We start from the raw sequence: 22,476 nt of genomic DNA, 5'->3' as shown, positions 1-22,476 counted from the left end.
GGTGACGGTGGTCACAGGTTGTGACGATGCAGTGAACCGGGCTGCCATTTCGGGTGTCCAATAACGGCGTTTACCTGTTCATTGCCGAGAGGTTTGCCATGAAATTGATGCCATCCCTGTTGCTGTCCGCCGCCCTGGCCCTGAGCCTGGGCGCCTGCTCCACACAGCCCTTGCCGCCACCGCCCGACCACTCCAGCCAGTTCAGCGCCGACTGGCGGGAGCACACCCGCGCCATGTTCAACACCGGGCGCGGCCCGAGCGGCAACATCGCCTGGGAAGTACCGACCATCCTCGGCCGGGGTGAATACCGCCTGCTGTCGCGCACCGGCAATGGGGCCGAGGTGATTCCCGGCCAACGTGTCAAGATCGATGGCGCCATCAACAAGAAGATCTATGTCATGCTGCCCATGGGCTACAGCCAGGTCGAGGTGCTGGACGAGAAGTACATCCTCGATCCCAAGCTGAAGGCCGACGCGCGCTTCTGACGGCTCGTCCGCGTTAGTTTGAAGGCCCGCCGCGCTCGGGCAGGCCGCCTTTGCTCTGCCCCTTGCTGCGGAACATGGCGCTGTCGCTGCGCGCCAGCAGGTCCGCCGGTGTGTCCCCTGGCTGGGCCTGCGTCAACCCAATGCTGACGCTGACGTGCAAGCCCGGGTCTATGGCCGGCCAGCGCAGCGCGGCGATGGCGCCTTGCATGCGTTCGCTCACCTCGGTGGCCATGTCCAGCGGTGTGCCGGGATACAGCACCACGAACTCATCGCCGCCCAGGCGGGCCGGCAGGTCGGTGTCGCGCAGTGTGGCCTGCATCACCTGGGCGATGGCCTTGAGCACTTCGTCACCAGCGGCATGCGAGTGGCGGTCGTTGATCTGCTTGAAGTCGTCCAGATCCAGCAGCGCCACGCACAGTGCGCGGTGGCCGTTGGCCTGGGTGCCCAGCAGGTTGGCCAGTTCCTGCTCAAAGCGCCGCCGGTTGGCGATGCCGGTCAGCGAGTCCTCAAACGACAGGCGCTCCAGCTCCTGCGAGTGCTTGATCAGTTGCTGCAGGTGGTCCTCGCTCTGGCGTATGTCCAGCTGCGTCTGCACGATGCGGTGACGTGTCTCCAGGATTTCGGTGTGCACGCGCAGTTGGCGGCGCCGGTAGGCGCATTCCTCTTGCAGCGCGCGCGCCAGGTCGCCCTGGGTCTTGTGGATCTGGATCAGCAGCAGGTGGGCCACGTAGGCCATCTGCTCGTATTCGGCCTCGCCGGCCTTGTCCAGCAGTTGCGTGGCCTGGCGCTGCGCTGTGGGCAGGTCGCCCTGGCGCATGCTGATCTCGGCCTCCACCCAATGGACGAAGTAGCTGGCCACCGGGTTGTAGCTGCCGGGATGGGCCAGGTCCTGGGCCAGCGCCAGCTGGCCTTGCGCCAGCGTCAACTCGTTGCGCCAGCAGTGCAGCAAAGCGTAGGCGCAGCGGCCAAAACGCTGCAACACCGCGCGCACGCCGGGCAGGCCTTCGAACGGCACGTCGCTGGCAAACAGCGCGTCGCAGCGCGCCAGCCGGTCGGCCAGCTCGGCGGTGTCGGCCAGCATGCCGGTGAAATAGCGCTGCCGGAACAGGCGTATCGCCTCCACCCAGGCCAGGTTGATGCGCGGCAGCATCACGTGTTCGGGCGGCGCGTAGCGCAGCGCCAGCCGCTCGGCCGTGCGCAGCGCGGTGAGCGCGCCGTCAAAATGGCTGGCCCACAGGTAGGACACGCCGACGTAGTTGTACAGGTTCACCTGCAGCAGGCCCGGCGGCAGCAGGTCGCCCAACTTGACACTCAGCAGCGCGGCCTCCACCGCCTCTTCGTCGCGCCCCAGGTAGTTGTTGGCGTGCGCCACCAGCGACAGCGCGCTGGCTTCGCCGGCGATGTCGCCTTCCAGCTGGAACAGGTGCACCGCTTTTTGCGCCGCCTCCACCGCGCGGCGAAAGCGCCCCAGCACGCGGTCGAACAGGGCCAGTGTCAGCAGCGCCTGGCCCTGCAGGGCGCGGTCTTCGTGCTCGTCCGCCTCCTTCAGGATGTGCGTGGCCATGCCGCGCGCTTCTTCCACCTGCCCCATTTCGAGCAGTTGGCGGGCCTGGTCCAAGCGGCTGTCCATGCCAGCCATTATGGGCTGGGCGGGGGTACAGCGCACCAGGGGGAAGGCCGCCGCTCAGCGCCCCGTCGCTGGTGGTAACCAGCATGAGCCCCGGGCTGCCGCTGAGCCAACCGGTGCGGGTGTTGAGGAACAGGCGCTTTGCGCCGCCTGCGCACCGCGTCATAATGGTTTGACAATAGATCGGCGTGCTCTGGCAAACGCCGGCACTCATGTCCTTGGGAAAAACGGGCGCTGCCTGACACAGGCTTCATGTCGCCGCCACAGGCGGACACGGTTTAAGGAGGACGCATGCCCGCAGCCATGGTGCTGGAGGTGCAAGGTAAGCAGACCCAACGGTGCAAGACTGCGTGGCGCCCATGACTGAGCGCACGGCCAGGCCATTGCGCTATTACCTGGCGTGGCTGGTGTGGCTGTGCATGGCGCCGCTGGTGGGCCTGGCCGCTTACATGGCGATAGACAACCTGGCTGACTTGCGCCGCGCCAGCGAACGCAATGCCCAGGTGCTGGCGCATGATCTGGCCGCCGTGGTCGACCAGGATCTGGACGGCCGTCTGCGCGCGATGCGTCTGCTGGCCGAGGACGCCGCCGACGGCGCCGCACTGGCTGACCTGTACAAGATGGCGCAGGGCTACCGCAAGGCCTTCAACGGCCATGTGGTGCTGGCCGATGCGGAGTTGCGCATGCTGTTCAACACCCGGCTGCCGCTGGAGGCCGAGCTGCCGCCGCTGCCGCGGCCAAAAGGCCGGGCGGCCGCGCCGCTGGCGTTGCAGACCGGCCAGCCAGCAGTGGGTGATGTGTTCATCGGGCCGACCGCCAACGTGCCACTGGTGGCTCTGGCGATGCCGGTCAGGCGCAGTGGCCAGGCAAAGCAGGTGCTGCTGGCCACCTTTGAGACCAGCCAGTTCGAAAGCCGCCTGCAGGCGCTGGCCCTGCCCAGCGGTTGGCGCATCGCCCTGCTGGACAGCAAGGGGGAGGAGATCGCCCGCCGGGGTCCGGCCCGCGTGGATGAAGACGGTCCGGTTGGCAGCGAGCGGCGCTTTGCCGCCCGTTCGCTGATTTCACCCTGGTCGGTGCTGCTGGAAGTGCCGGTCAGTTTGTACCGGGCGCCGTTGCTGGAAGCCTCGTTGCGCTTGACGGTCATCACCTTGGTGGCTGTGCTGATCAGCACGCTGGCTGGCCGGCTGGTCAGCCGCCGTCTGGGGCGCGCGGTCGCCTCGCTCGGGCAAGCGTCGCGCGATGGGCACGTGGCCACGCCGGTCGTCGAAGTCAACGCGGTGCGCACCATGCTGGACGAAGCGGCGGCGCGGCGCGACGCCGCCGAAACCCATCTGCGCGACAGCTCGGCGCTTTACCAGCACACGCTGGACCACATGCTGGAGGGTTGCCAGATCGTCAATTTCGAATGGCGCTACCTCTACATCAACAGCGCGGCAGCCCGCCAAAACGGCCAACCAGCGGCCGACATGCTGGGCCGCACCATGCTGGAGGTGTTTCCCGGCATCGAGGCCACCGCCATCTTTCAGCACCTGCGCCATTGCATGGCGCAGCGTGAAGCGCAGCATACCGAGACCGAGTTCGTGTTTCCCGACGGTCGGCGTGGCTGGTTCGATGTGCATGCGCTGCCGGCACCTGAGGGCATTGCCATCTTCAGCATGGACATCACCGAACGCCGGGTGGCCGAGGCGGCTCTGCGCGACAGCCAGGCCGCGGCGCTGCACGAACAGACACAGGCGCGGTTGGAGGCGCAGCGGCTGATGGCGCAGGCGCAGAGCGCACGTGCAAACGCCGAGTCCGCGCATGCCTCGCTGCGCGAGTTGTCGCTGGCCGTGGAGCAGAGCACCGAGAGCATCACCATTGCCCGGCTGGACGGCACGGTGGAATATGCCAACGCCGCCTACCTGCGCGCCAGCGGCCTGGGCCGCGATGAGGTGGTGGGCCACAACGTCATCCCGGTGCTGACCGAGGCGCTACCGGCCAACGTGCGGCCGCAACTGCGCGGCATGCTGTTGCAAGGCCAGGTCTGGAAGGGCGAACTGCGCAGCCGGCGCCGGGACGGCGGCGCCTGTGTGGAATCCGCCATCATCAGCCCGTTGCGCCAGGAAGACGGGCACATCAGCCACTTCGTCGTGGTGAAAGAAGACATCACCGAGAAGATCCATCTGGGGCAGGAGCTGGAGCAGCACCGCCACCACCTGCAGGAATTGGTGGCGATGCGCACCAGCGAGCTGGAGCAGGCGCGCGCGCTGGCCGACACCGCCAACCAGGCCAAGAGTGCCTTTCTGGCCAACATGAGCCACGAGATACGAACGCCGATGAACGCCATCATCGGCCTGACCTACCTGCTGCGCGTGGACAACCCCAGCACCACCCAGGGCGAGCGGCTGGACCGCATAGACGCCGCCGCCCAGCACCTGCTGTCCATCATCAGCGACGTGCTGGATCTGTCGAAGATCGAAGCCGGCAAGCTGGAACTGGAGCAGGTGGGTTTCGCGCTGGGCTCGCTGCTGGACAATGTGCGCTCCATGATCGCCGAGCAGGCGCGCGCCAAGGGCCTGACGGTGACGGCGGACACGCCAGCCGACGTCGCCGGCCTGTGGCTGCGCGGCGACCCCACCCGGCTGCGCCAGGCGCTGCTGAATTTCGCCAGCAATGCCATCAAGTTCACCGAGCGCGGCGGCGTGGTGTTGCGCGCCCAGGCGCTGGCGCACGACGCGCAGAGCTGGGACATCCGCTTCGAGGTGCAGGACAGCGGCATCGGCATACCGGCCGACAAGCTGCCCTTGCTGTTCGACGCCTTCACCCAGGCCGATGTGTCCACCACCCGGCGCTACGGCGGCACCGGCCTGGGGTTGGCCATCACGCAGCGGCTGGCCCGCCTGATGGGGGGCGACGCTGGTGGCCGCAGCGTGGTGGGCCAGGGCAGCACTTTCTGGTTCACCGTGCGCCTGCCGGCAGGCGGCGGCGGTGTCGAGGAGGAGGCCCAGGTTCAGGGGGCATCTGACCCGGCGCTGGCGCTGCGCCGCGCCCACACCGGTGCGCGCCTGTTGCTGGCCGAGGACAACCCGGTGAACCGCGAAGTAGCGCTGGCGCTGCTGCAAGGGGTGGGCCTGGTTGTGGACACCGCCGAAAACGGCGCTGTGGCGCTGGAGAAGCTGCGCCATCAGGCATTTGACCTGGTGCTGATGGACATGCAGATGCCGGTGATGGACGGCCTGGAGGCCACGGCGGCGATACGCGCGTTGCCGGGCTTGGACAAGCTGCCCATCCTGGCCATGACGGCCAACGCCTTCGAGGAAGACCGGCGTGCCTGCTTGGCGGCCGGCATGAATGACTTTGTCACCAAGCCGGTGGTGCCGCAGGACTTGTATGCCACCCTGCTGCGCTGGTTGTCGCATGGGCATGCGAGCCCGCCGGTGCCTGCGCCGCCGGGCCACGCCTGGTCAGGCGCGGCAAGCGCCGACCATGCGCTGTTGGAACACCTGCAGCGCCTGCCGCATGTGGACAGCGCGCAAGGCCTGGCGTTGCTGGGCGGCGATGCACGGCAATATGCGCGGCTGCTGCGCCTGTTCGCGCTGACGCATGGCGACGACATGCGCCGCCTTGCTCAGTTCGCGCAGGAAGGCAATGCGCCGGCCGCGCAGGCGTTGGTGCACAGCCTGAAGGGGGCGAGTGCCAGCATCTGCGCCACCGGCCTGCACGCGCGGGTGCAACGGCTGGAGGCCTTGCTGACCCCGCTGACGCAAGACAGCCTGGCGCTGGCCCGCGAGCAGGCCGAGCAGGGCGAGGATGACATGGCCGAGCTGCTGGCCGCCATTGCCGGCTTGCCCCCGCAAGACAGTGCGCGCACCGGCGCGGCGTGATGCCGCCCAACCGGTGGCCCGCCTGCAGCCGCCTGTACCTGACTGACGCTAAAGGTAAGCCCAGCCGTGCTGGGCCAGGCCCACCAGGCCCACGTGCGCCTGGTTGGCACTGGAGGTGGCGACATCGGCCAGCCACTGGGCCTGTGTGCTGGTGTGGGCGTCCAGTGGCGCCACCAAGGCGGCCAGCGTGGCCGCATCGGGCGCACTGCCGGTGACGTTGCCGTAGATCAGCTTGACGAAGCTGGCGTTGTCGGCGCCACCAGCCAATGCCGGCAGCAAACCAATGGACACCAGCAGCGAGGCGCCGTCCAGCAGCGTGGCGCCGCCGTCAAAGTAGCCCACAAAGGCACTGGCCAGGCTCTTGTTGCCAGTGAAGCCCGTGCCCAATGCCGCCGCCATCATCAGAACCGCCTTGCCGCCGGCCTGCGCTGCCCCCATGTCCAGCGCCAGGTGCTGGTCAGCGAACTGCAGGCGCTCTATGCCCGTCAGGCGGTCGCTGCCGTCCAGGGCGCTGCTGCGGCTGTCGGTGATGGTGGCTGCCAGGGTGGCGCTGCTGCCCGAAATGCTGAGGCTGTAGTCCTTCAGGCTGCCACCGTACACCGCCATGTCGGTGCCGCTGCCGCCCACCAGCGTGTCGTTGCCGCCCATGCCGCGCAGCGTGCTGCCGCGGTTGCTGGCAATCAGCGTGTCGTTGCCAGCGCCGCTGATGGCGCGGGCGATCAGTGTGCCGGCGGCGATGGTCAGCGGGGCGCCGTTCAGCAGCGAGGTGCTGGCGCCGCTGAGGTCGATGCGGCTGTCATTGCTGAGCGCGGCGGCATTCAGCGTGTCCTGCGCACCGCCGGGGTCGCTGAGCGTGCCGCGCGCCGCATTGGCGGCCAGCAGTGCAGGGTACTCGTCGGTGTAGACGAAGGTGTGGCTGTTGCTGGCGGCGCGGCCCACGATGTCGAGCTCCCAGGCGCTCAGCGTGCCGACGTCGCCGGCCTGGTTGTCCACCACCTTCAGCGTCCAGGTGCCCTGGGCGTTCTCGCCCCAGTCCAGCACGGTGCTGAAGCCATAGAACACACCCGAGATAGCCGAGCCGTTGGGGCTGGCGCTGCTCTTGTCGGGGTTGGCCATCAGCACGCTCTGGGTGCCGGTGGGAGAGGTCAGCACCAGCTTCAGGTCGCCGATGAAGGGGTGGGTGATGATGACGTACACCTCCACCCGCTCCACCGTCATCGCGTCGGTGACGGTGATGCTGTCGCTGATGCCGGTGGTGTTGTTGTCGGGAATGGCCAGCGTAGGGTAGCGGCTGATGTCCACCTCGTAGGTGTTGGCCACCGTTTGCGGCGTGCCGTCCCAGCTGGCGGCCAGGCGCACCGCACCCAAGGCATCGACCTGGCCAAAGCCCACCAGCTGGGCACCGGCGTTGTAATGCAGGCCACCACCATTCCAGTCGTGCGCGCCATTGGTGTCCCAGGTGCCCTGGCCGACGTCCACCTGGCGTGCGGTGTAGGCCAGGATCTGCTGCACGTCGCGAAAGCCCAGCTTGGGGTTGGCTTGCAGCATCAAGGCCACGATGCCCGAAACCACCGGGGCGGCGAATGAGGTGCCGTCCAGGTACGCGGTGTCGCCGTTGAACAGGCCGGCCGCGCCGGGCCGGTCGGTGGTGAAGATGCTGTTGCCGTCCTCGTTGCCACCGCCGCCGGGCGCGGCCACCAGGACGGATGCGCCCGGCGTGCTGTAGGACGCCGCGTGACCGTAGGAGTCGGTGGCGCCGACGGTGATGGTGTAGCGGTTGTTGCCGAAGTTGTGCAGGTTGGTGTCGTCGCCGACGTCGCCCGAGTTGCCGGCCGACTGCACGATGATGGTGCCCAGGCCGCCACGGCCCAGCGTGACGGTGTCCTGCATGACCTTGAAGATGGGGGCGAAAAAGCTGCTGTAGGCGTCGTCCAGAAAGGCCGAGTCGTAGCCCCAGGAGTTGTTCATCACATCCACGTTGCGGGCGTAGAAGAAGCCGTTGCTCAGCGTGGCCAGCGTATCGGCATCAAACCCCTGGTAGATGGACACCAGCTGTGCGCCGTAGGCCACGCCCACCAGGCCGGTGCCATTGCGCGCGGCGGCGATCACGCCGGCCACCATGGTGCCGTGGAAGTCGTACACATGCACCGGCTGGCCGCCGGGCTTCAAGGTCAGGCCGTCGATGCTCAGGGCCTGGTTCAGGTTGGGCGCCAGATCGGGCACGCTGGCGTCTATGCCGGCGTCGAACACCGCCACTTTGACACCCTGGCCGGTGGCCAGCGCCCAGGCCTGCTCGGTGCGGGTGGTGAACAGGTACCACTGGTTGCCCAGCAGCGGGTCGACCGGCAGGTTCAGGCTGGCCGGTGCGTCGTCGTCCACGATGGTGCCGCGCGCCGTGTGCTTGGTGGTGTCGCCACCCACCGTGGCCGTCAGCGCGAAGGTGCGGTTGGGCGTGAACTGCGTGTTGCCCAGCACCGGCACCGTGACAGTGGCCGTGGTGGCGCCGGCGGCAATGGTGATGCTGGTGTGCAGCGCCGTGTAGTCCTTGCCAGCCACGGCGGTCTCATCGGCCGTGTCCACCTGCACCGTGACAGCGCTGGTGGCGGCGCTGGGCAGCGTGATGACAAAGCTCATCAGCGTGCTGCCGTCGTTGCCCTCCAGCAGCGTGGCATTCGCCACACTGACGGAAGGCTGGGGCGTTACCGTCACGCTGTAGCCGCCGGTGACCGGTTGCCTGGGGTCGGCCGACACCTCGACGAAATAGATACCGTCCAGGCGGGGCGTGAAGGTGGCGTGGCCATTGGCCAGCACGAACTGGGTGTGGCCGCCTTCACTCATCACGCGAATCTGCCCGTTGTCGGCGAGCGCGCCACCCAGGTCTATGGCATAGGTCTGGCCGGCGCTGAGCACCACGCGGTGCCAGTCCGCGTCGCCCGCCAGTTCGACGTTGCCGGCGCCCGCCTGGCCCAGCGTCAGGGTGCTGGTGCTCTGGTTGGTGGCGGTGTAGTCGTCGCTGCGGGTGGTCTTCACCTCCAGCGTGTAGTCGCCCATGGCCTTGGTGTTGCCTGAAGCATGCGCGTCCAAGTAGTAGTAGCCGCTGGTCCCGGGGGTGTAGGTGATGAAGGCGCGGCTGTAGTTGGCCTCGCCAGTGTTGCTGGTGATGGCTGCACCATTGGCATCACGCAGCACCAGCGTCGGGTCGAGGTTGTCGGCGTCCAGCGTCAGCGTGTAGCTGACACCGGCCACCAGGTAGGTGCGGTACCAGTCGGCGTCGTCGTGGGTGGTGATGGTGCCGTAGGTCCTGCTGCTGGCACCCACCCAGCCGGTGGTGCTGGTGCTGGCGGGCAGGTCGGTGCTGCTGTTGTCGGGCATGGTGCTGTGATCTCCCTGGGCGCGGTGCGCATTTGATCCAATTTGTGGCCAGCAGCTTAGCAGCTTGGTGTTGGATCGATGCGACGCCTCAGTGCGCCGTTTCGGGCTCGCGCAGCAAGCCTGGCAACAGCGCCAGGGGCACGGCGCCATGGCGCAGCACCCGGTCATGAAAGTGGCGGATGTCAAAGCGCTCGCCCAGGCGCGCCTGTTCCTGGGTCCGCATTTCGCGCAACAGCACGGCCCCCTGTTTGTAGGCGATGGCCTGGACGGGCCAGTTGCGCACGCGGGCGATCTCGCGCTCGGCCAGATCGGGCAGCATGGGCAGCCGGCGTTGCCAGTAGTCCATTGCCTGGGCCTGGCTCCATCCCCGTGCATTGATGCCCACGTCCAGCACCACACGGATGGAGCGCACCAGGTCCCACTCCAGCGCGCCCAGTGCGTCGCTGTCCTGCCGGTACAGGCCCAGCGTGGCGCCGAACTCCTCCACATAGGCCGCCCAGCCCTCTGAAAAACCGGGGTAGAACACGCGCGGCAGCGTGGCCGTGCAGGCCTGGCGGGCCCGCGCGTAGCGGGTCTGGTAGTGGTGCCCCGGTGTGCTCTCGTGCAGCAGCAGCCAGTCCACGCTGCGCCGCTCGAAGGCGGGGCGGGCCTTGTTGAAATAGAACACGCCCTCATCCGTCATGTAGTAGGCGTCGGCAGGCATGGCCATGCCCCGGCTGGACTGGCGCACCGGCGGCGGCTGTATGCCCATGGGCAGGAACAGCTTGTCCAGGTTGCGGTAGACGATGGCCTGGCGCTGCTCAAAGTCGGCTTGCGGGGTCTGGCCTTCGGGATAGCGGAACTCGGGGCTGGCCAGGTAAGCGGCAAATTCTGCGTCGCGCCCGCCATAGCCCATGCGCGCCTGCAGTGCATGGTAGCGCGTCAGCACGGTGGCCAGCTCGCGCTCGCCCATGGCCATCAGCTGCTCGGGGGTGGTCGGCAGGGTCAACCAGCGCAGGCAGAACCACCCATACCACTGCGCCCCCATGGGCTGCGCGTGCAGGCCGTTGCCGTTGATGCGCGCCGCGCCGCCCTGGGCGATGAACTGCCGCAGCAGGTCCAGCTTGCGCTGGTTCACATCGACCTCGAAGGCGATCAATGTCAACGCCAGCTGTTGGCAGGGCGTGGCCTGGCGGGCGTCCAGCGCGCGCAGCCGGTGGGCCATGCCGTCGAAAAACCGGGCCTGGCCGGCCAAGTCAGTCTCGCGCACCAGGGTCTGCAGGTTGTCCACATACGACAGCGCCAACGGCGCCATGCCCAGTGCGCCGTAGCCGGTGCTGTAGTCGTCTATCAGGTCCTGTGCGGCAGAGGCCGGGGAGGCCGCCAGTGCGCTGCCTTGCAACGGGACCAGGCCCGCTATCGCGTACAGCAGGGAGCGCCGGCGCATGTCGGATGGCATCTCAGGGCGGCCCGCCAAACTGCATCACGCCGTCCTGCAGCCGACCATGGCGCAGCAGCAGGATGTCGCGCGCGTAGTTCTGGTGCAACTTCCACGGTGTCTGGTCGCCCTGCTGCGGAAACAGGTGGCGGCTGCGCTGGATATAACCGGAAGAGAAATCCACCCAGGGTTGCCGGCCCACCCCGGCATCAGGCTCGCCCGGCATGCACCAGGCCTGGCCGCGCCGGGCCATGTGGTTCAGCAGCCGGCACACGTAGTCGCAGGTCAGGTCGCACTTCAGCGTCCACGAGGCGTTGGTGTAGCCGCTGCAGGAGGCCAGGTTGGGCACGCCGCTGTACATCATGCCCTTGTAGGTCAGCGTCTGGCTCAGGTCCACCGCGCGGCCGTCCACCGTCAGCCGCATGCCGCCCAGCACCTGCAGGTTCAGCCCGGTGGCCGTGACGATGATGTCGGCTGCCAGCTCGGCACCCGAGCGCAGGCGTATGCCGCCTGGCGTGAAGCTGTCAATCTGGTCCGTCACCACGCTGGCGCGCTGGCTGCGCAGCGCGCGGAACAGATCCCCATCGGGCACCAGGCACAGGCGCTGGTCCCAAGGGTTGTAGCGGGGGGTGAAGTGCTTGTCCACATCGTAGTCCGGCCCCAACCACATGCGCACGCCCTTGAGCAGCAGTTGTTTGAGCTTGCCCGGGTTGGTGCGGCTGAGCCGGTAGACATACATGCCCAGCAGCACACGCTTCCATCGTGTCAGCCAGTACGCCACCTTGGAGGGCAGCACCCGGCGCATGGCGTTGGCCAGTCCGTCTTCGGAGGGGCGCGACACCACATAGGTGGGCGAACGCTGCAGCATCGTCACATGCGCGGCCTGCTTCGCCAGCTCAGGCACCAGCGTGACGGCGGTGGCGCCACTGCCCACCACCACCACGCGTTTACCGACGTAGTCCAGGTCCTGTGGCCAGTGCTGCGGGTGCACCAGCGTGCCGTTGAACTGCTCACGGCCGGGAAAGTCGGGCGTGTGGCCCTGGTCGTAACGGTAGTAGCCGGCACAGACGAACAGGAAGTTGCAGCTGAGCTTCGCGCGCTCGGTGCCCGCTGCGCCCGGGCGCTCCACCTCCACCGTCCAGCGCGCCTGCGCCGTGGACCAGGCGGCGCTGACCACCCGATGCCCATAGCGGATGTGCCCTTCCACGCCGTGCTGGCGTGCGGTGTCCTGGATGTAGCGCAGGATGGACGGGCCATCGGCAATCGCCTTGGCCTGCTCCCAGGGCTGGAAGGCATAGCCCAGCGTGTACATGTCGGAGTCCGAGCGTATGCCGGGGTAGCGGAACAGGTCCCAGGTGCCCCCCATGGCGGCGCGCCCCTCCAGGATGGCATAGCTGCGCCCCGGGCACTGCTTTTGCAAATGGCAGGCCGCGCCTATGCCCGACAGGCCGGCGCCGATGATGAGCACGTCGACGTGCCCGGTGGTGTCTGTGGGGGTTGCGGTGGCTGCGTCAGCGGTCATGGCGGCAGAATAGCATCGCTGGCGCAGGCGAAATCCGAAGGTGTATGGCGTATGTTCAACCGCGGCCGCAGGCCTGCTCTCACGTCAGTCAGGCGCTGGTGGCGTACACCAGTTGCACCAGTCCGCTGGGCAAGGCTTGGCTTTGCAGCAGCCGCAGTTTGCGCACCTGTCCCGGCGGCAACAGTTGTATGCCCTGGCCCAGCAGCACCGGCACGATGGACACCTCCACCCGGTCCACCAGGTCCTGGTCCAGCAGTTGGCGGAACAGGTTGGCGCCACCGAACAGCCAGACGTCTTTCTGTGCCGCCGCCTTCAAGGCACGCACCCGTGCCTCCAGTCCCTGGCTGATGATCTCCACGCCAGCATCGCTGCTGGGCGGCAGCGTGGTGGAGGCCACCAGCAGCTGGCGCCCAAGCGTGGGGTTGGCCGCGCCCTGCGCCAGCATCACCTCATAGGTCTTTCGGCCCATGACAAAGGCCTCGAACTCGGCGAACAGCGCGGCGAAATCCACGCCGGGGTCCTCGGGTATCCAGTCGTACTCGCCGTTGGGGCCGGCGATGAAGCCGTCCAGGCTCATCGCCACGTTGTAGCGCAGCAGCTTCATGGGCATCACCTCAGCGGTTCAGGTCCGCGCCTTTCGTTTCTGGCAGTGCGAACCAGCCCACTACCAGCGCCAGCCCCAGCAACGCGCTGGGGTAGACCAGGCCCATCAACGCGCTGCCGCTGTGGCTGGCGATCAGCGTCACCATGTAGGGCGACAGGCCGCCAATCCAGCCGGCCGCCAGATTGTGCGGCAAACCCACTGCGGTGTAGCGCGTGCGGGCAGGAAACAGCTCCGACAACAGCGCCGTCTGCGGCCCGGTGACCAGGGCCACAGCCAGCACCAGCACCAGCAGCAATGCGAACACCGCCAATGGCTGACCGGCCACCAAGGGGAGTGCGGCATACACCGGCAGCATGGCCAGCGCACCCAGCAGCAGGCCGGCCAGCACCACCGGCCGGCGGCCCAGCCGGTCTGACAACGCGCCGCAGGCATAGGTCAGCGGGAACAGGCACAGCGTGCCCGCCAGCGTGACCCAGCCGACCGTGGTGGGCGCCATCTGCACCACGGTCTTCAGGTACACGGCGGCATACACCTGCGAGCCAAAGAACAGCAGGCCACCGCCGGCCGACACGCAAAAGAACAGCAGCGCCATGCGGCCCAGGGTATGGCGGTCCTGCAGGCATTCGCGCAGCGGTGCCTTGGCCACGGTGTGCGCTTGGCGCAGCTGATTGAACACGGGGGACTCGTTCAAGGCCACCCGTGCCCGCACGCTGGCCAGCAGCAACAGCGCCGACAGCAGGAAAGGCACGCGCCAGCCCCAGGCCTTGAAGTCGGCGTCGCTGAGCCAGCTTTGCAGCAGCACGATCTGCAGGCTGGAGGCGAGTATGCCCAGGCCGCCCATCCACTGCAGCACGCTGGTGGCTGCGCCGCGTCGCTCGGCCGGCGCATGCTCGGCCAGGTACACGTTGGCGCCACCGATCTCGCCGCCCATGGCCAGGCCCTGCACCACGCGCAGTGCCAGCAACAGCCCGGTGGCGGCCCAGCCCCATTGTGCATGGGTGGGCAGCAGGCCGACGCAGAAGGTGGCCACGCCCATGATGCCTATGGTGGCGATGAACACCGCGCGCCGTCCGTGGCGGTCACCAAACGAACCGAACAGCGCCGCGCCCAGCGGCCGCACCACCAGCCCCAGGCCGAAGGTGGCCAGGCTGTACAGCAGCGCCGCCACCGGGTCACCGGGTGGGAAGAACAGCTGGGCAAAGTGCGTGGCCAGCGTGGCGAAGGTCAGGAAGTCATACCACTCGATGAAGGTGCCAAAGCAGGCCGCCAGCGCCACCTTGCGGTAGCCTGGTGGCGAAGTGGGGGCGGGGACAGGGATGGCGGGGTTCACGGCCTTAGTGTCGCCGATGGCGGTGGCGTTTAGACTCGTCGCACCCAACCCGCCATAGACCACCCTTTCCATGCATGACAGCTTGACCCCATCCACCTGGATGCTCGCCGTGGCCGGCACCTTCGTGCTGGCCGGTTTCGTCAAGGGTGTGGTCGGCCTGGGCCTGCCCACCATCGCCATGGGCATGCTGGGTGCTTTCCTGCCCCCGGCGCAGGCAGCGGTGCTGTTGCTGTTGCCCTCGCTGGTGACCAACTTGTGGCAGATGCTGGCCGGCCCGCATCTGGCCGCTGTGGCGCGCCGCGTGTGGACGTTGCAGGCCGGCGCCTTCGTGGGCACGCTGGCCATGCCGGTCAGCCTGAGCACGCTGAATCCTCAGCATGTCTCCGTGGGGCTGGGCCTGGCGCTGATGGCGTATGCCGCATTCGGCCTGCGCGGTGCCGGCCCGCAGGTACCCCCACGTTGGCAACCCGTGGCCACGCCGCTGGTGGGTTTGGTTACCGGCGCGGTGACGGCGGCCACCGGTGTGTTCGCGTTCCCGGCCGTGCCCTACATGCAGGCGCTGGGTCTGCGCAAGGAGGAACTGGTGCAGGCGCTGGGCTTGTCGTTCACTGTGTCCACCGTGGCGTTGTGGGGGCGTTTGGCATTGGACGGCGCCTGGGGCGCGGGCAGCGCTGCGGGTTTGCTCTCATGGGCCACTGCGGTGCCCTTGGCCGCCGCACTGGCCGGCATGGCCGTGGGCCAGTGGTTGCGTGTGCGTATGAGCGAAGCGACGTTCAAGCGCTGCTTCTTTGTGGGCATGTTGCTGCTGGGGCTGTACCTGCTCTACAAAGGTTTGTTCGCTTAGTCCTTTGCGTCGTGTATGGCTTCGTTGCGTGAGGGTCTGGAATCCCGAGTGGTTGGCGTGCTTGCGTCACGTTTGCCAGCGAGTTCGATGTCGCTGGGGCGCGTGGCGGAGCGGAATCAAGGAGGAGGGCCGCAGGCCCGGGGGACATCCGCGTAGCCACGCGCACCTGCGGCGTCGGCAACTGCCAACCAGGCAGCGGCGTCGGTGGTTGCAGACCTGTTCCCGGCTACTGAACCGGAGGCCGACGAGCGAGTACGTCCGAAGCAGCCAGCTCATAAGCATGCGCCAGTCGCAACAGCCCAAGGTCATCTCGCGGCTTGCCGATCAGCTGCAGTCCGCACGGCAGGCCTTGCTCGTTGAAGCCGGCGGGCACGCTGATGGCCGGCAGGCCGGCAAAGGTGGCGTACAGCGTGACCTCCATCCAGCGGTGGTAGGTGTCCATGGCGCGCTCGCCGATGCGCTCGGGCCAGCGCAGCGTGACGTCGAACGGCCAGACCTGCGTGGCGGGCAGCGCCAGGAAGTCGTGCTGTTCGAACAGCGCCAGCATCTGCTGATAAAAGGCGCTGCGTTGCACGCTGGCAGCGGTGAATTCATTGCCGGTCAGGTGGGTGGTCTGCTCGTATTCCCACAACGACTCGGGTTTGATGTGCTCGCGGTTCTTTGGGTTCAGCAGCAGCGGCGCGATGCGCGCGGCCGACAGCGCGCGCCGCCAAACCAGCCAGGCCTGCCAGACCTTCTCGGGTGCCAGGTGGCCCAGCGTGGCGGGTTGGATAACGCAGCCTTGGGCCTCCAGGCGTTTCAGTGCGCCTTCGCAAGTGGGCAGGATACCGGGCTCCATGGCCAGGTGGCCGCCCAGATCGCCCATCCAGCCTATGCGCACGCCCTGGCAGGCCAGCGGGCGCAGCGGTTGCGCCAGCGCCGGGTCATCCTCCAGCGACATCGGGGCGCGCGGGTCGTAGCCGGCTTGCGTGGCCAGCAGCCGCGCCAGGTCCGGTACGGTGCGGGCCATGGGGCCGTCGGTGCTGAGTTGATTGACCCACAGGTCCCACACCGGCCACGAGGGCACGCGGCCATAGCTGGGCCGCAGGCCGAACACGTTGTTCCACGCCGCCGGGTTGCGCAGGCTGCCCATGAAGTCCGAGCCGTCGGCCAACGGCAGCATGCGCAGTGCCAGTGCCACGGCGCCGCCGCCGGTGCTGCCGCCGGCGCTTTTGTCAGGCGCATAGGCATTGCCGGTGGCGCCGAACACCGGGTTGAAGGTGTGCGAGCCCATGGCGAATTCAGGCACATTGGTTTTGCCGATGACGATGGCGCCGGCCGCCTTGATGCGCTGGACCAGCAGCGCGTCTTCCTTGGGCACGAAGTTGCGCAGCAGCGGCGAGCCTTGGGTGGTCGGGATGCCGGCCACATTGGCGGTGTCTTTCACCGCATGGGGAAAGCCGTGCATCCAGCCCGTGGATTGCCCGCGCGCCAACAGGGCATCGCGTTCGTCGGCCTGGCGCAGCAGCGCCTCGCCGTCTTGCAGGTTGACGATGGCGTTGAAGCGCGGGTTCAGCGCGGCGACGCGCTGCAGGCTGGCCTGCATCACCTCGCGGCAAGACACCTGGCGGCTGTGGATGGCCTGGGACAGGGCCAACGCATCGAGCTCGCAGGGCGAGTCGAAGGAGATGGGGGAAGAGGTCATGCGGGCGTCTCCGGCAGGGAGACGCCATTGTGCCCGGCCTTACTTGGTCGGGTAGTCCAGCTCGGCGCGGCGGTTCTTGGCCCAGGCGGTTTCGTCATGGCCCAAGGCCGCTGGCTTTTCCTTGCCCCAGCTCACCGCCTCCACCTGCTTGTCCTTGATGCCATACAGCTTCATGGCGCGCAGCACGGCTTCGGCACGCTTCTGGCCCAGGGCCAGGTTGTATTCGGTGCTGCCGCGCTCGTCGGCATTGCCGGCCACGCGGATGGCCAGGTTGGGGTTGGACACCAGGTACTTGCTGTGGCGCTCCAGCATGGCGGTGTACTGCGACTTGACCGAGTAGTCGTCAAAGTCGAAGTACACCACGCGGTCCTTGTTGATGGGGCTGTTGGGGTCCAGGTAATCAGGCACCACCACGCGGGTCACCTGCGATTGCGCGGGCGCCTGGGTGACCGGGGCCTGGGCAGGTGGGGCCTGCACCACGGGTGCGGCGGCGGGCGGGGGCAACGGGGTGCTGCTGCAGGCGGCCAGCACGGCGGCGCAGCTCAGCAGGGCGGTGGTCTTGAATGTGCGCATGTTGTTATCTCCAGAGAAAAAACACAGGGTTACGAATCCATTATGGCGTATATGAATGTGTACAAATGTAATGTTTCGTGAACGACCCAGCCGCCAAGTGGGCCTTTGTTCGGTACGGCACCAGCGGGGTGCGCAACGTGGTCTTGGTACGTCACAGTTCCGACGCATCCTTGGCTTCGCGTGCCTGGTACACCACCCGCAGCGTGCAGCGCGCGGCAGATCGGCTGTAGTGCGCCACCACCTCGGAGGCCTCTTGCGTCCACGCGGCCGACACCTGCTGTTCGCCGCCCTCGCCACCACTGGCCAGCACCGGGTTGGCGCCAAAGCGGCTCTGCAGGGCCAGGTTCAACGGCGTGAAGCTGTTTTGCTCGCCGCAAGCAGCACCGGTGGCGCTCCACAACTGCTCCACGCGCTGCAACTGTTTGTTTCTGAAGAAGAAAACCGCTTCGAACGGCAGGCCAGCCAGCACCGAGGGGCTGGCCACCCATTGGCCGCGCAGCCCGCGCGGGCCCAGGCGGGGTTTGCTGAGCCGTTGGGCCTGTGGCACAGCAGCCAGCAGGCCGGCCTCGTCGGTGCCCAGCAGACCGTCCAGCGCGGGCGCTTGCGCCCATGACGTCAGCGGTGCGGCGCACACCAGCAGGGCGCTGGCCAGCTGGACAAGCGGGCGCAATCGAAACTCAGGCATGGGCCGGCATTCTAAGCAGGCCGTGTGAACGGGTGGTGAAGGCCGTCCGGTCACCGCCCCGCGTTGGCGCCGCTCACTGCCGCAGCAGTTCCAGCGCCAGGCTGTTCAGCCGGTGGCCGGGCTGCGCCAGCGCCTGCAGGATGCTGAAGTGGTCCAGCCCCGGCAGGGTCTCGCACACCGGCACGCGCGCAGGCCCCCAGGCTTGCCGTATCAGCTGGTTCTGGCGCAGGAACTCATCGCTTTCGTCGCCACCCACCACGCTGTACAACACGCCGCCGGGCGGCGCCGGCAGCCGCGCCGGGCTGGCCTGGGCGACTTGCTGTGGCGTCAGGTGCAGCGACTCCTGCAGGTAAGGCGCACGCATCACCGGGTCCAGGTCGTGCACCGGCGAGATGGCCAGCGCGCGCTTCACCAGGTCGCTTGGCAGGTCGGGGTGGTAGACCGGCCACAGGCAGGTCAGCAGCAGGCTGGCCAGATGGCCGCCGGCCGAATGGCCCACCACCGTGATGCGCTGCCGGTCGCCGCCATGCTTGGCGATGTGCCGCCAGGTCCAGGCCAGTGCCGCCACCATCTGCATGGCAATCTGCGGCACCGTCACCGCCGGCGCCAACGCGTAATTGGGCACCACCACGCAGGCGCCCTCGCTGGTGAAGGCCGGGGCGATGAAGGCGTGGTCGCGCTTGTCCAGCGAGCGCCAGTAGCCGCCGTGGATGAACACCAGCACCGGTGCGTCACCTTCCGGGGCGGGGAAAACGTCCAGGTGTTCGTTGGGCCCGCCGCCGTAGCGCACGTCCACCACGCGCGGCTGGGTGCGCAGCGCCTCGTCCGAGTCTTCGGCCCAGCGCCGCAAATGGGTGGCGAAATTGGCCACGCGGGCGCGGTTGTTGTACTGGGCGTCCAGCCAAGCGGGGTCGGAGAGGGGCGTGGTGATGACCATGGCGCGATGATGCCCCAAACTGGGGTCCAGCGCGGCATGGCGGCATGTCTGAAGGCGCTATTTTTGCGCGGGCGCCTTCGGCGTTGGTCGTACACTGCCTGCAAAAAAGGAGACTGCCTGATGACTTCCGCTACGCCCGCCACGCCCGCCGCATCCAACGACGCGCCCTTCCAAGCCGCCGACATCCTGCGCGCGCGCAAGCCCGGCTTCACGCCCCGGCTGGGCATGGTCCTGGGCTCCGGCCTGGGCGTGCTGGCCGACGAGATGGTTGACCCCACGGCGGTGCGCTTTGACGAATTGCCCGGCTTCCCCATCTCCACCGTGCATGGCCATGCCGGGCAACTGGTGCTGGGCACGCTGGCTGGCGTGCCGGTGGCCTGCATGAAGGGGCGCGGCCACTTCTACGAAGGCTATGGCCCCGCCGTGATGACCAGCGCCGTGCGCACCCTGAAGCTGCTGGGTTGCGACACCCTGCTGGTGACCAATGCCGCCGGCTCGCTGCGCGCGCAGGTGGACGCCGGCAGCCTGGTGGCCATCAGCGATCACATCAACCTGCTGCCTGGCACGCCGATGACGGGCCGCAACGACGAGCGTTTCGGCGAGCGCTTCTTCAGCATGGCCAATGCCTACGACGCGAAATTGCGCGCGCTGCTGCACGACACCGCCGCAGCGCTGAAGCTGATGCTGCATGACGGCGTCTACCTGGCTACGCCCGGCCCCAACTTCGAGACGCCAGCCGAAATCCGCATGATGACCGTGCTGGGCGCCGACCTGGTGGGCATGTCGTCTGTGCCCGAGGTGATCTCGGCGCGCCACTGCGGGCTGAAGGTGGTGGGTGTGTCGGTGGTGACCAACCTGGCCGAAGGCCTGAGCAAGGTGGCGCTGTCGCACGAGCAGACGCTGAAGTACGCCGCCATAGGCGCCAAGGACCTGATCACCTTGCTGCGCGCCTACGTGGAACTGCTGGGCCAGCAGCCGGCGGCTTGACGGGTGGCTGGCCTGCGGCGTGCTGCGCATTTGCCTTTGGCTGACCCTGGCCGCCAGCCTGCTGTGCTTCCTGGCCTATGCCTGGGACAAGGCCGCTGCGCGGCGCGGCGCCTGGCGCACACCCGAGCGCACGCTGCTGGGGCTGGGCCTGCTGGGTGGCTGGCCCGGCGGCTGGCTGGCGCAGCACCTGTTGCGCCACAAGACCAGCAAGCGCAGCTTCCAGCGCGCTTTCTGGACGACGGTGGCGCTGAATGTCACACTGTGGGCAACGCTGTTCGTCTGGCAGGCGCCGGGTTGACGGCGGGTTGGAAGGGAAAATCCTGACCAAACGGTCCAGTTTTGGTGCCGGATTCCACGATAATGCCTGTTTTCCCCCCGCTTCCCCTATAGAGGCAACCCATGGCACGCGCTTTCATCCTGCTGCTGGACTCTTTTGGCCTGGGCGCCACGCCCGATGCCGGCCGTTTTGGCGACGTCGGCGCCAACACGCTGGGCCACATCGCCAGCTGGGCCGCCGCGCAAGGCCGGCCGCTCAATCTGCCGAATCTGGAGCGCCTGGGCCTGGGCGCAGCCGCGCAACTGGCCTGCGGCCAATGGCCCCAGGGTTTCGAGCTGCGCAAGGACTTTGGCGGTGCCTGGGGCACGGCGCGCGAGCGCTCCACCGGCAAGGACACGCAAAGCGGACATTGGGAGATTGCCGGCGTGCCGGTGGAGTTTGATTGGGGTTACTTCCCGCGCGAGGCGCCGTCCTTCCCCGCCGAACTGACCGATGCGCTGCAAAGCCGCTGCGGCTTAGCCGGCTTTCTGGGCAACTGCCATGCCTCGGGCACCGAGATCATCAACCGCCTGGGCGACGAGCACGCGGCCAGCGGCAAGCCCATCATCTACACCTCGGGCGACTCGGTGTTCCAGATCGCTGCGCACGAGCAGCATTTCGGGCTGGAGCGGCTGTATGAGGTGTGCGAGGCCGCGTTCGAGCTGGTCAAGCCCTACAACATCGGCCGCGTGATCGCCCGGCCGTTTGTCGGCGGTAACGGCGACTACAAGCGCACCCCCAACCGCCATGACTACGCCGTGGCGCCGCCCGCGCCCACGCTGCTGGACCATGTGAAGGCGGCCGGTGGTGACGTGGTCGCCTTGGGCAAGATCAGCGACATCTTCGCCGCCCAGGGCGTCACCCGGGTGCTGAAGGGTGCCGACAACATGGCGTTGTTCGAGGCGCTGCTGACCAGCATGGATGAGGCGGGTGACGGCTCGCTGACCTTCGTCAACTTCGTCGACTTTGACCAGAATTTTGGCCACCGACGCGACACCGCCGGCTACAGCGCCGCGCTGCACCAGCTGGATGCGCGCCTGCCCGAGTTCCAGGCCAGGATGAAGCCCGGCGACCTGGCCGTGATCACCGCCGACCACGGCTGCGACCCCACCTGGCCCGGCTCAGACCACACGCGCGAGCACATTCCCATGCTGTTCTTCGGCCCCGGCGTGGCCGCGCGTGAGCTGGGCATTTCCACCAGTTTTTCCGACATCGGCCAGACGCTGGCCCGCCACCTGGGCGTAGCCCCCCTTTCGAACGGACACCACGTGCTATGACGCATCCCACGGATTTCAAACGCACCCAGGCCGTGGGCCTGGACCTGAGCTGGGTCAACCACATCAAGGTCAACCGCAACGCCACCGACCGCCGCGCCACCAGCCTGAACGCCCGGCGCACGGTGAAGAAAGACTACCAGGCGGCCTGGCTGATCAAGGCCGTGCAGTGCATGGACCTCACCACGCTGTCCGGTGACGACACGCCCGGGCGCGTGGAGCGCCTGTGCTACAAGGCGCTGCGCCCGCTGCGCGCCGACCTGATGGACGGGCTGAAGCTCAACCAATTGACCGTGGGCGCGGTCTGCGTCTACCACGAGATGATTGCGCCGGCAGCCAAGATCCTGGCCGGTCGCCTGCCCATCGCGGCGGTGTCCACCGGTTTCCCCGCCGGCCTGACCAGCATGGAAACCAAGGTGCGCGAGATTGAGCTGTCGGTGGCCGCTGGCGCCAGCGAGATCGACATCGTCATCACCCGCCAGCATGTGCTAACCGGCAACTGGCAGGCGCTGTACGACGAGATGCTGGCCTACCGTGCCGCCTGCGGTGACGCCCATGTGAAGGCCATCCTGGCCACCGGTGAGCTGCTGACGCTGGAGAACGTGGCCAAGGCCTCGTGGGTCTGCATGATGGCCGGCGCAGACTTCATCAAGACCTCCACCGGCAAAGAGGGCGTCAACGCCACCATCCCGGTGGCCATCATCATGGCCCGCGCGATACGCGAGTTCCACCAGATGCACGGCTACCAGATCGGTTTCAAGCCGGCCGGCGGCGTGTCCACTGCCAAGAGCGCGCTGCAGTACCTGACGGTGATGAAAGAGGAGCTGGGCCGCGAGTGGCTGGAGCCACACCTGTTTCGCATCGGCGCGTCCAGCCTGCTGACCGACATCGAGCGCCAGCTGGAGCACCACCTGACGGGCCACTACTCGGCCGCGCACCGCCACGCGCAACCCTGA

Annotated in this window: 17 protein-coding genes; 7 read left to right on the top strand and 10 right to left on the bottom strand. The window is 67.8% G+C overall.

The genetic code is table 11. The features are described 5' to 3' along the window. The first annotated feature begins 98 nt into the window (after positions 1-98). Entirely contained in the window at positions 99-485 is a 387-nt protein-coding gene (locus AC1DX2_RS23810) for a hypothetical protein (RefSeq protein WP_477198915.1), read from the top strand. A gap of 13 nt (positions 486-498) precedes the next feature. Here AC1DX2_RS23810 and AC1DX2_RS23805 read toward each other — a convergent pair whose 3' ends face one another. Continuing rightward, positions 499-2,115 (bottom strand): diguanylate cyclase, encoded by a 1,617-nt coding sequence (locus AC1DX2_RS23805; RefSeq protein WP_477198914.1) that lies wholly within the window; start codon positions 2,113-2,115, stop codon positions 499-501. A 356-nt stretch (positions 2,116-2,471) separates the two neighbouring features. Between AC1DX2_RS23805 and AC1DX2_RS23800 the strand changes: the two genes are divergently transcribed. Beyond that, positions 2,472-5,975, top strand: a complete 3,504-nt coding sequence (locus AC1DX2_RS23800) for a PAS domain-containing protein (RefSeq protein ID WP_477198913.1) — start codon at positions 2,472-2,474, stop codon at positions 5,973-5,975. 48 nt (positions 5,976-6,023) lie between these two features. Here the strand turns inward: AC1DX2_RS23800 and AC1DX2_RS23795 are convergent, their stop codons facing one another. The 5 genes from AC1DX2_RS23795 to AC1DX2_RS23775 all read right to left on the bottom strand — a co-directional run bounded on the left by AC1DX2_RS23795 (position 6,024) and on the right by AC1DX2_RS23775 (position 14,220). Next, positions 6,024-9,347: a S8 family serine peptidase gene (locus AC1DX2_RS23795; RefSeq protein ID WP_477198912.1), complete on the bottom strand. Its 3,324-nt coding sequence runs from the start codon at positions 9,345-9,347 to the stop codon at positions 6,024-6,026. 88 nt (positions 9,348-9,435) lie between these two features. Further along, complete coding sequence (locus AC1DX2_RS23790; protein WP_477198911.1) at positions 9,436-10,773, bottom strand: DUF885 domain-containing protein; 1,338 nt, start codon at positions 10,771-10,773, stop codon at positions 9,436-9,438. Positions 10,774-10,786: 13 nt separating this feature from the next. Next, positions 10,787-12,286 (bottom strand): flavin-containing monooxygenase, encoded by a 1,500-nt coding sequence (locus AC1DX2_RS23785; RefSeq protein WP_477198910.1) that lies wholly within the window; start codon positions 12,284-12,286, stop codon positions 10,787-10,789. 88 nt (positions 12,287-12,374) lie between these two features. Continuing rightward, the gene (locus AC1DX2_RS23780) at positions 12,375-12,890 is read right to left on the bottom strand and encodes a dihydrofolate reductase family protein (RefSeq protein WP_477198909.1); all 516 of its coding nucleotides are present in this window, start codon (positions 12,888-12,890) and stop codon (positions 12,375-12,377) included. Between the two features lie 10 nt (positions 12,891-12,900). Further along, positions 12,901-14,220 carry an MFS transporter gene (locus tag AC1DX2_RS23775; RefSeq protein WP_477198908.1) on the bottom strand — a complete coding sequence of 440 codons (1,320 nt, stop codon included), beginning with the start codon at positions 14,218-14,220 and terminating at the stop codon, positions 12,901-12,903. Positions 14,221-14,302: 82 nt separating this feature from the next. Between AC1DX2_RS23775 and AC1DX2_RS23770 the strand changes: the two genes are divergently transcribed. Then, positions 14,303-15,064 carry a sulfite exporter TauE/SafE family protein gene (locus AC1DX2_RS23770; RefSeq protein ID WP_477198907.1) on the top strand — a complete coding sequence of 254 codons (762 nt, stop codon included), beginning with the start codon at positions 14,303-14,305 and terminating at the stop codon, positions 15,062-15,064. Positions 15,065-15,290: 226 nt separating this feature from the next. Here AC1DX2_RS23770 and AC1DX2_RS23765 read toward each other — a convergent pair whose 3' ends face one another. From AC1DX2_RS23765 to AC1DX2_RS23750, 4 genes are all read right to left on the bottom strand, one after another. After that, the gene (locus AC1DX2_RS23765) at positions 15,291-16,748 is read right to left on the bottom strand and encodes an amidase (protein WP_477198906.1); all 1,458 of its coding nucleotides are present in this window, start codon (positions 16,746-16,748) and stop codon (positions 15,291-15,293) included. Positions 16,749-16,787: 39 nt separating this feature from the next. Further along, positions 16,788-17,321, bottom strand: coding sequence for a peptidoglycan-associated lipoprotein Pal (pal, locus tag AC1DX2_RS23760; protein WP_477198905.1), 534 nt, complete (start codon positions 17,319-17,321; stop codon positions 16,788-16,790). Between the two features lie 151 nt (positions 17,322-17,472). Further along, positions 17,473-18,006 (bottom strand): hypothetical protein, encoded by a 534-nt coding sequence (locus AC1DX2_RS23755; protein WP_477198904.1) that lies wholly within the window; start codon positions 18,004-18,006, stop codon positions 17,473-17,475. Positions 18,007-18,079: 73 nt separating this feature from the next. Further along, positions 18,080-18,943 carry an alpha/beta hydrolase gene (locus AC1DX2_RS23750; protein WP_477198903.1) on the bottom strand — a complete coding sequence of 288 codons (864 nt, stop codon included), beginning with the start codon at positions 18,941-18,943 and terminating at the stop codon, positions 18,080-18,082. A gap of 120 nt (positions 18,944-19,063) precedes the next feature. On the opposite strand from AC1DX2_RS23750, the gene xapA reads away from it, so the two are divergent. The 4 genes from xapA (at position 19,064) to deoC (ending at position 22,476) form a co-directional block, all read left to right on the top strand. Further along, positions 19,064-19,930, top strand: coding sequence for a xanthosine phosphorylase (gene xapA / locus AC1DX2_RS23745; RefSeq protein ID WP_477198902.1), 867 nt, complete (start codon positions 19,064-19,066; stop codon positions 19,928-19,930). Between the two features lie 19 nt (positions 19,931-19,949). Then, a complete protein-coding gene (locus AC1DX2_RS23740; protein ID WP_477198901.1) occupies positions 19,950-20,228 on the top strand; it encodes a DUF1294 domain-containing protein in 279 nt (92 codons plus the stop codon). A gap of 101 nt (positions 20,229-20,329) precedes the next feature. After that, positions 20,330-21,523, top strand: a complete 1,194-nt coding sequence (locus tag AC1DX2_RS23735; RefSeq protein ID WP_477198900.1) for a phosphopentomutase — start codon at positions 20,330-20,332, stop codon at positions 21,521-21,523. After that, on the top strand, positions 21,520-22,476 hold the full coding sequence (deoC, locus tag AC1DX2_RS23730) for a deoxyribose-phosphate aldolase (RefSeq protein WP_477198899.1): 957 nt from the start codon (positions 21,520-21,522) through the stop codon (positions 22,474-22,476). The genes AC1DX2_RS23735 and deoC overlap by 4 nt, the downstream gene beginning before the upstream one ends.

It is taken from the genome of Hylemonella sp. P2_B10 (assembly GCF_056404875.1).
This window is presented reverse-complemented; position numbering and strand designations above follow the sequence as displayed.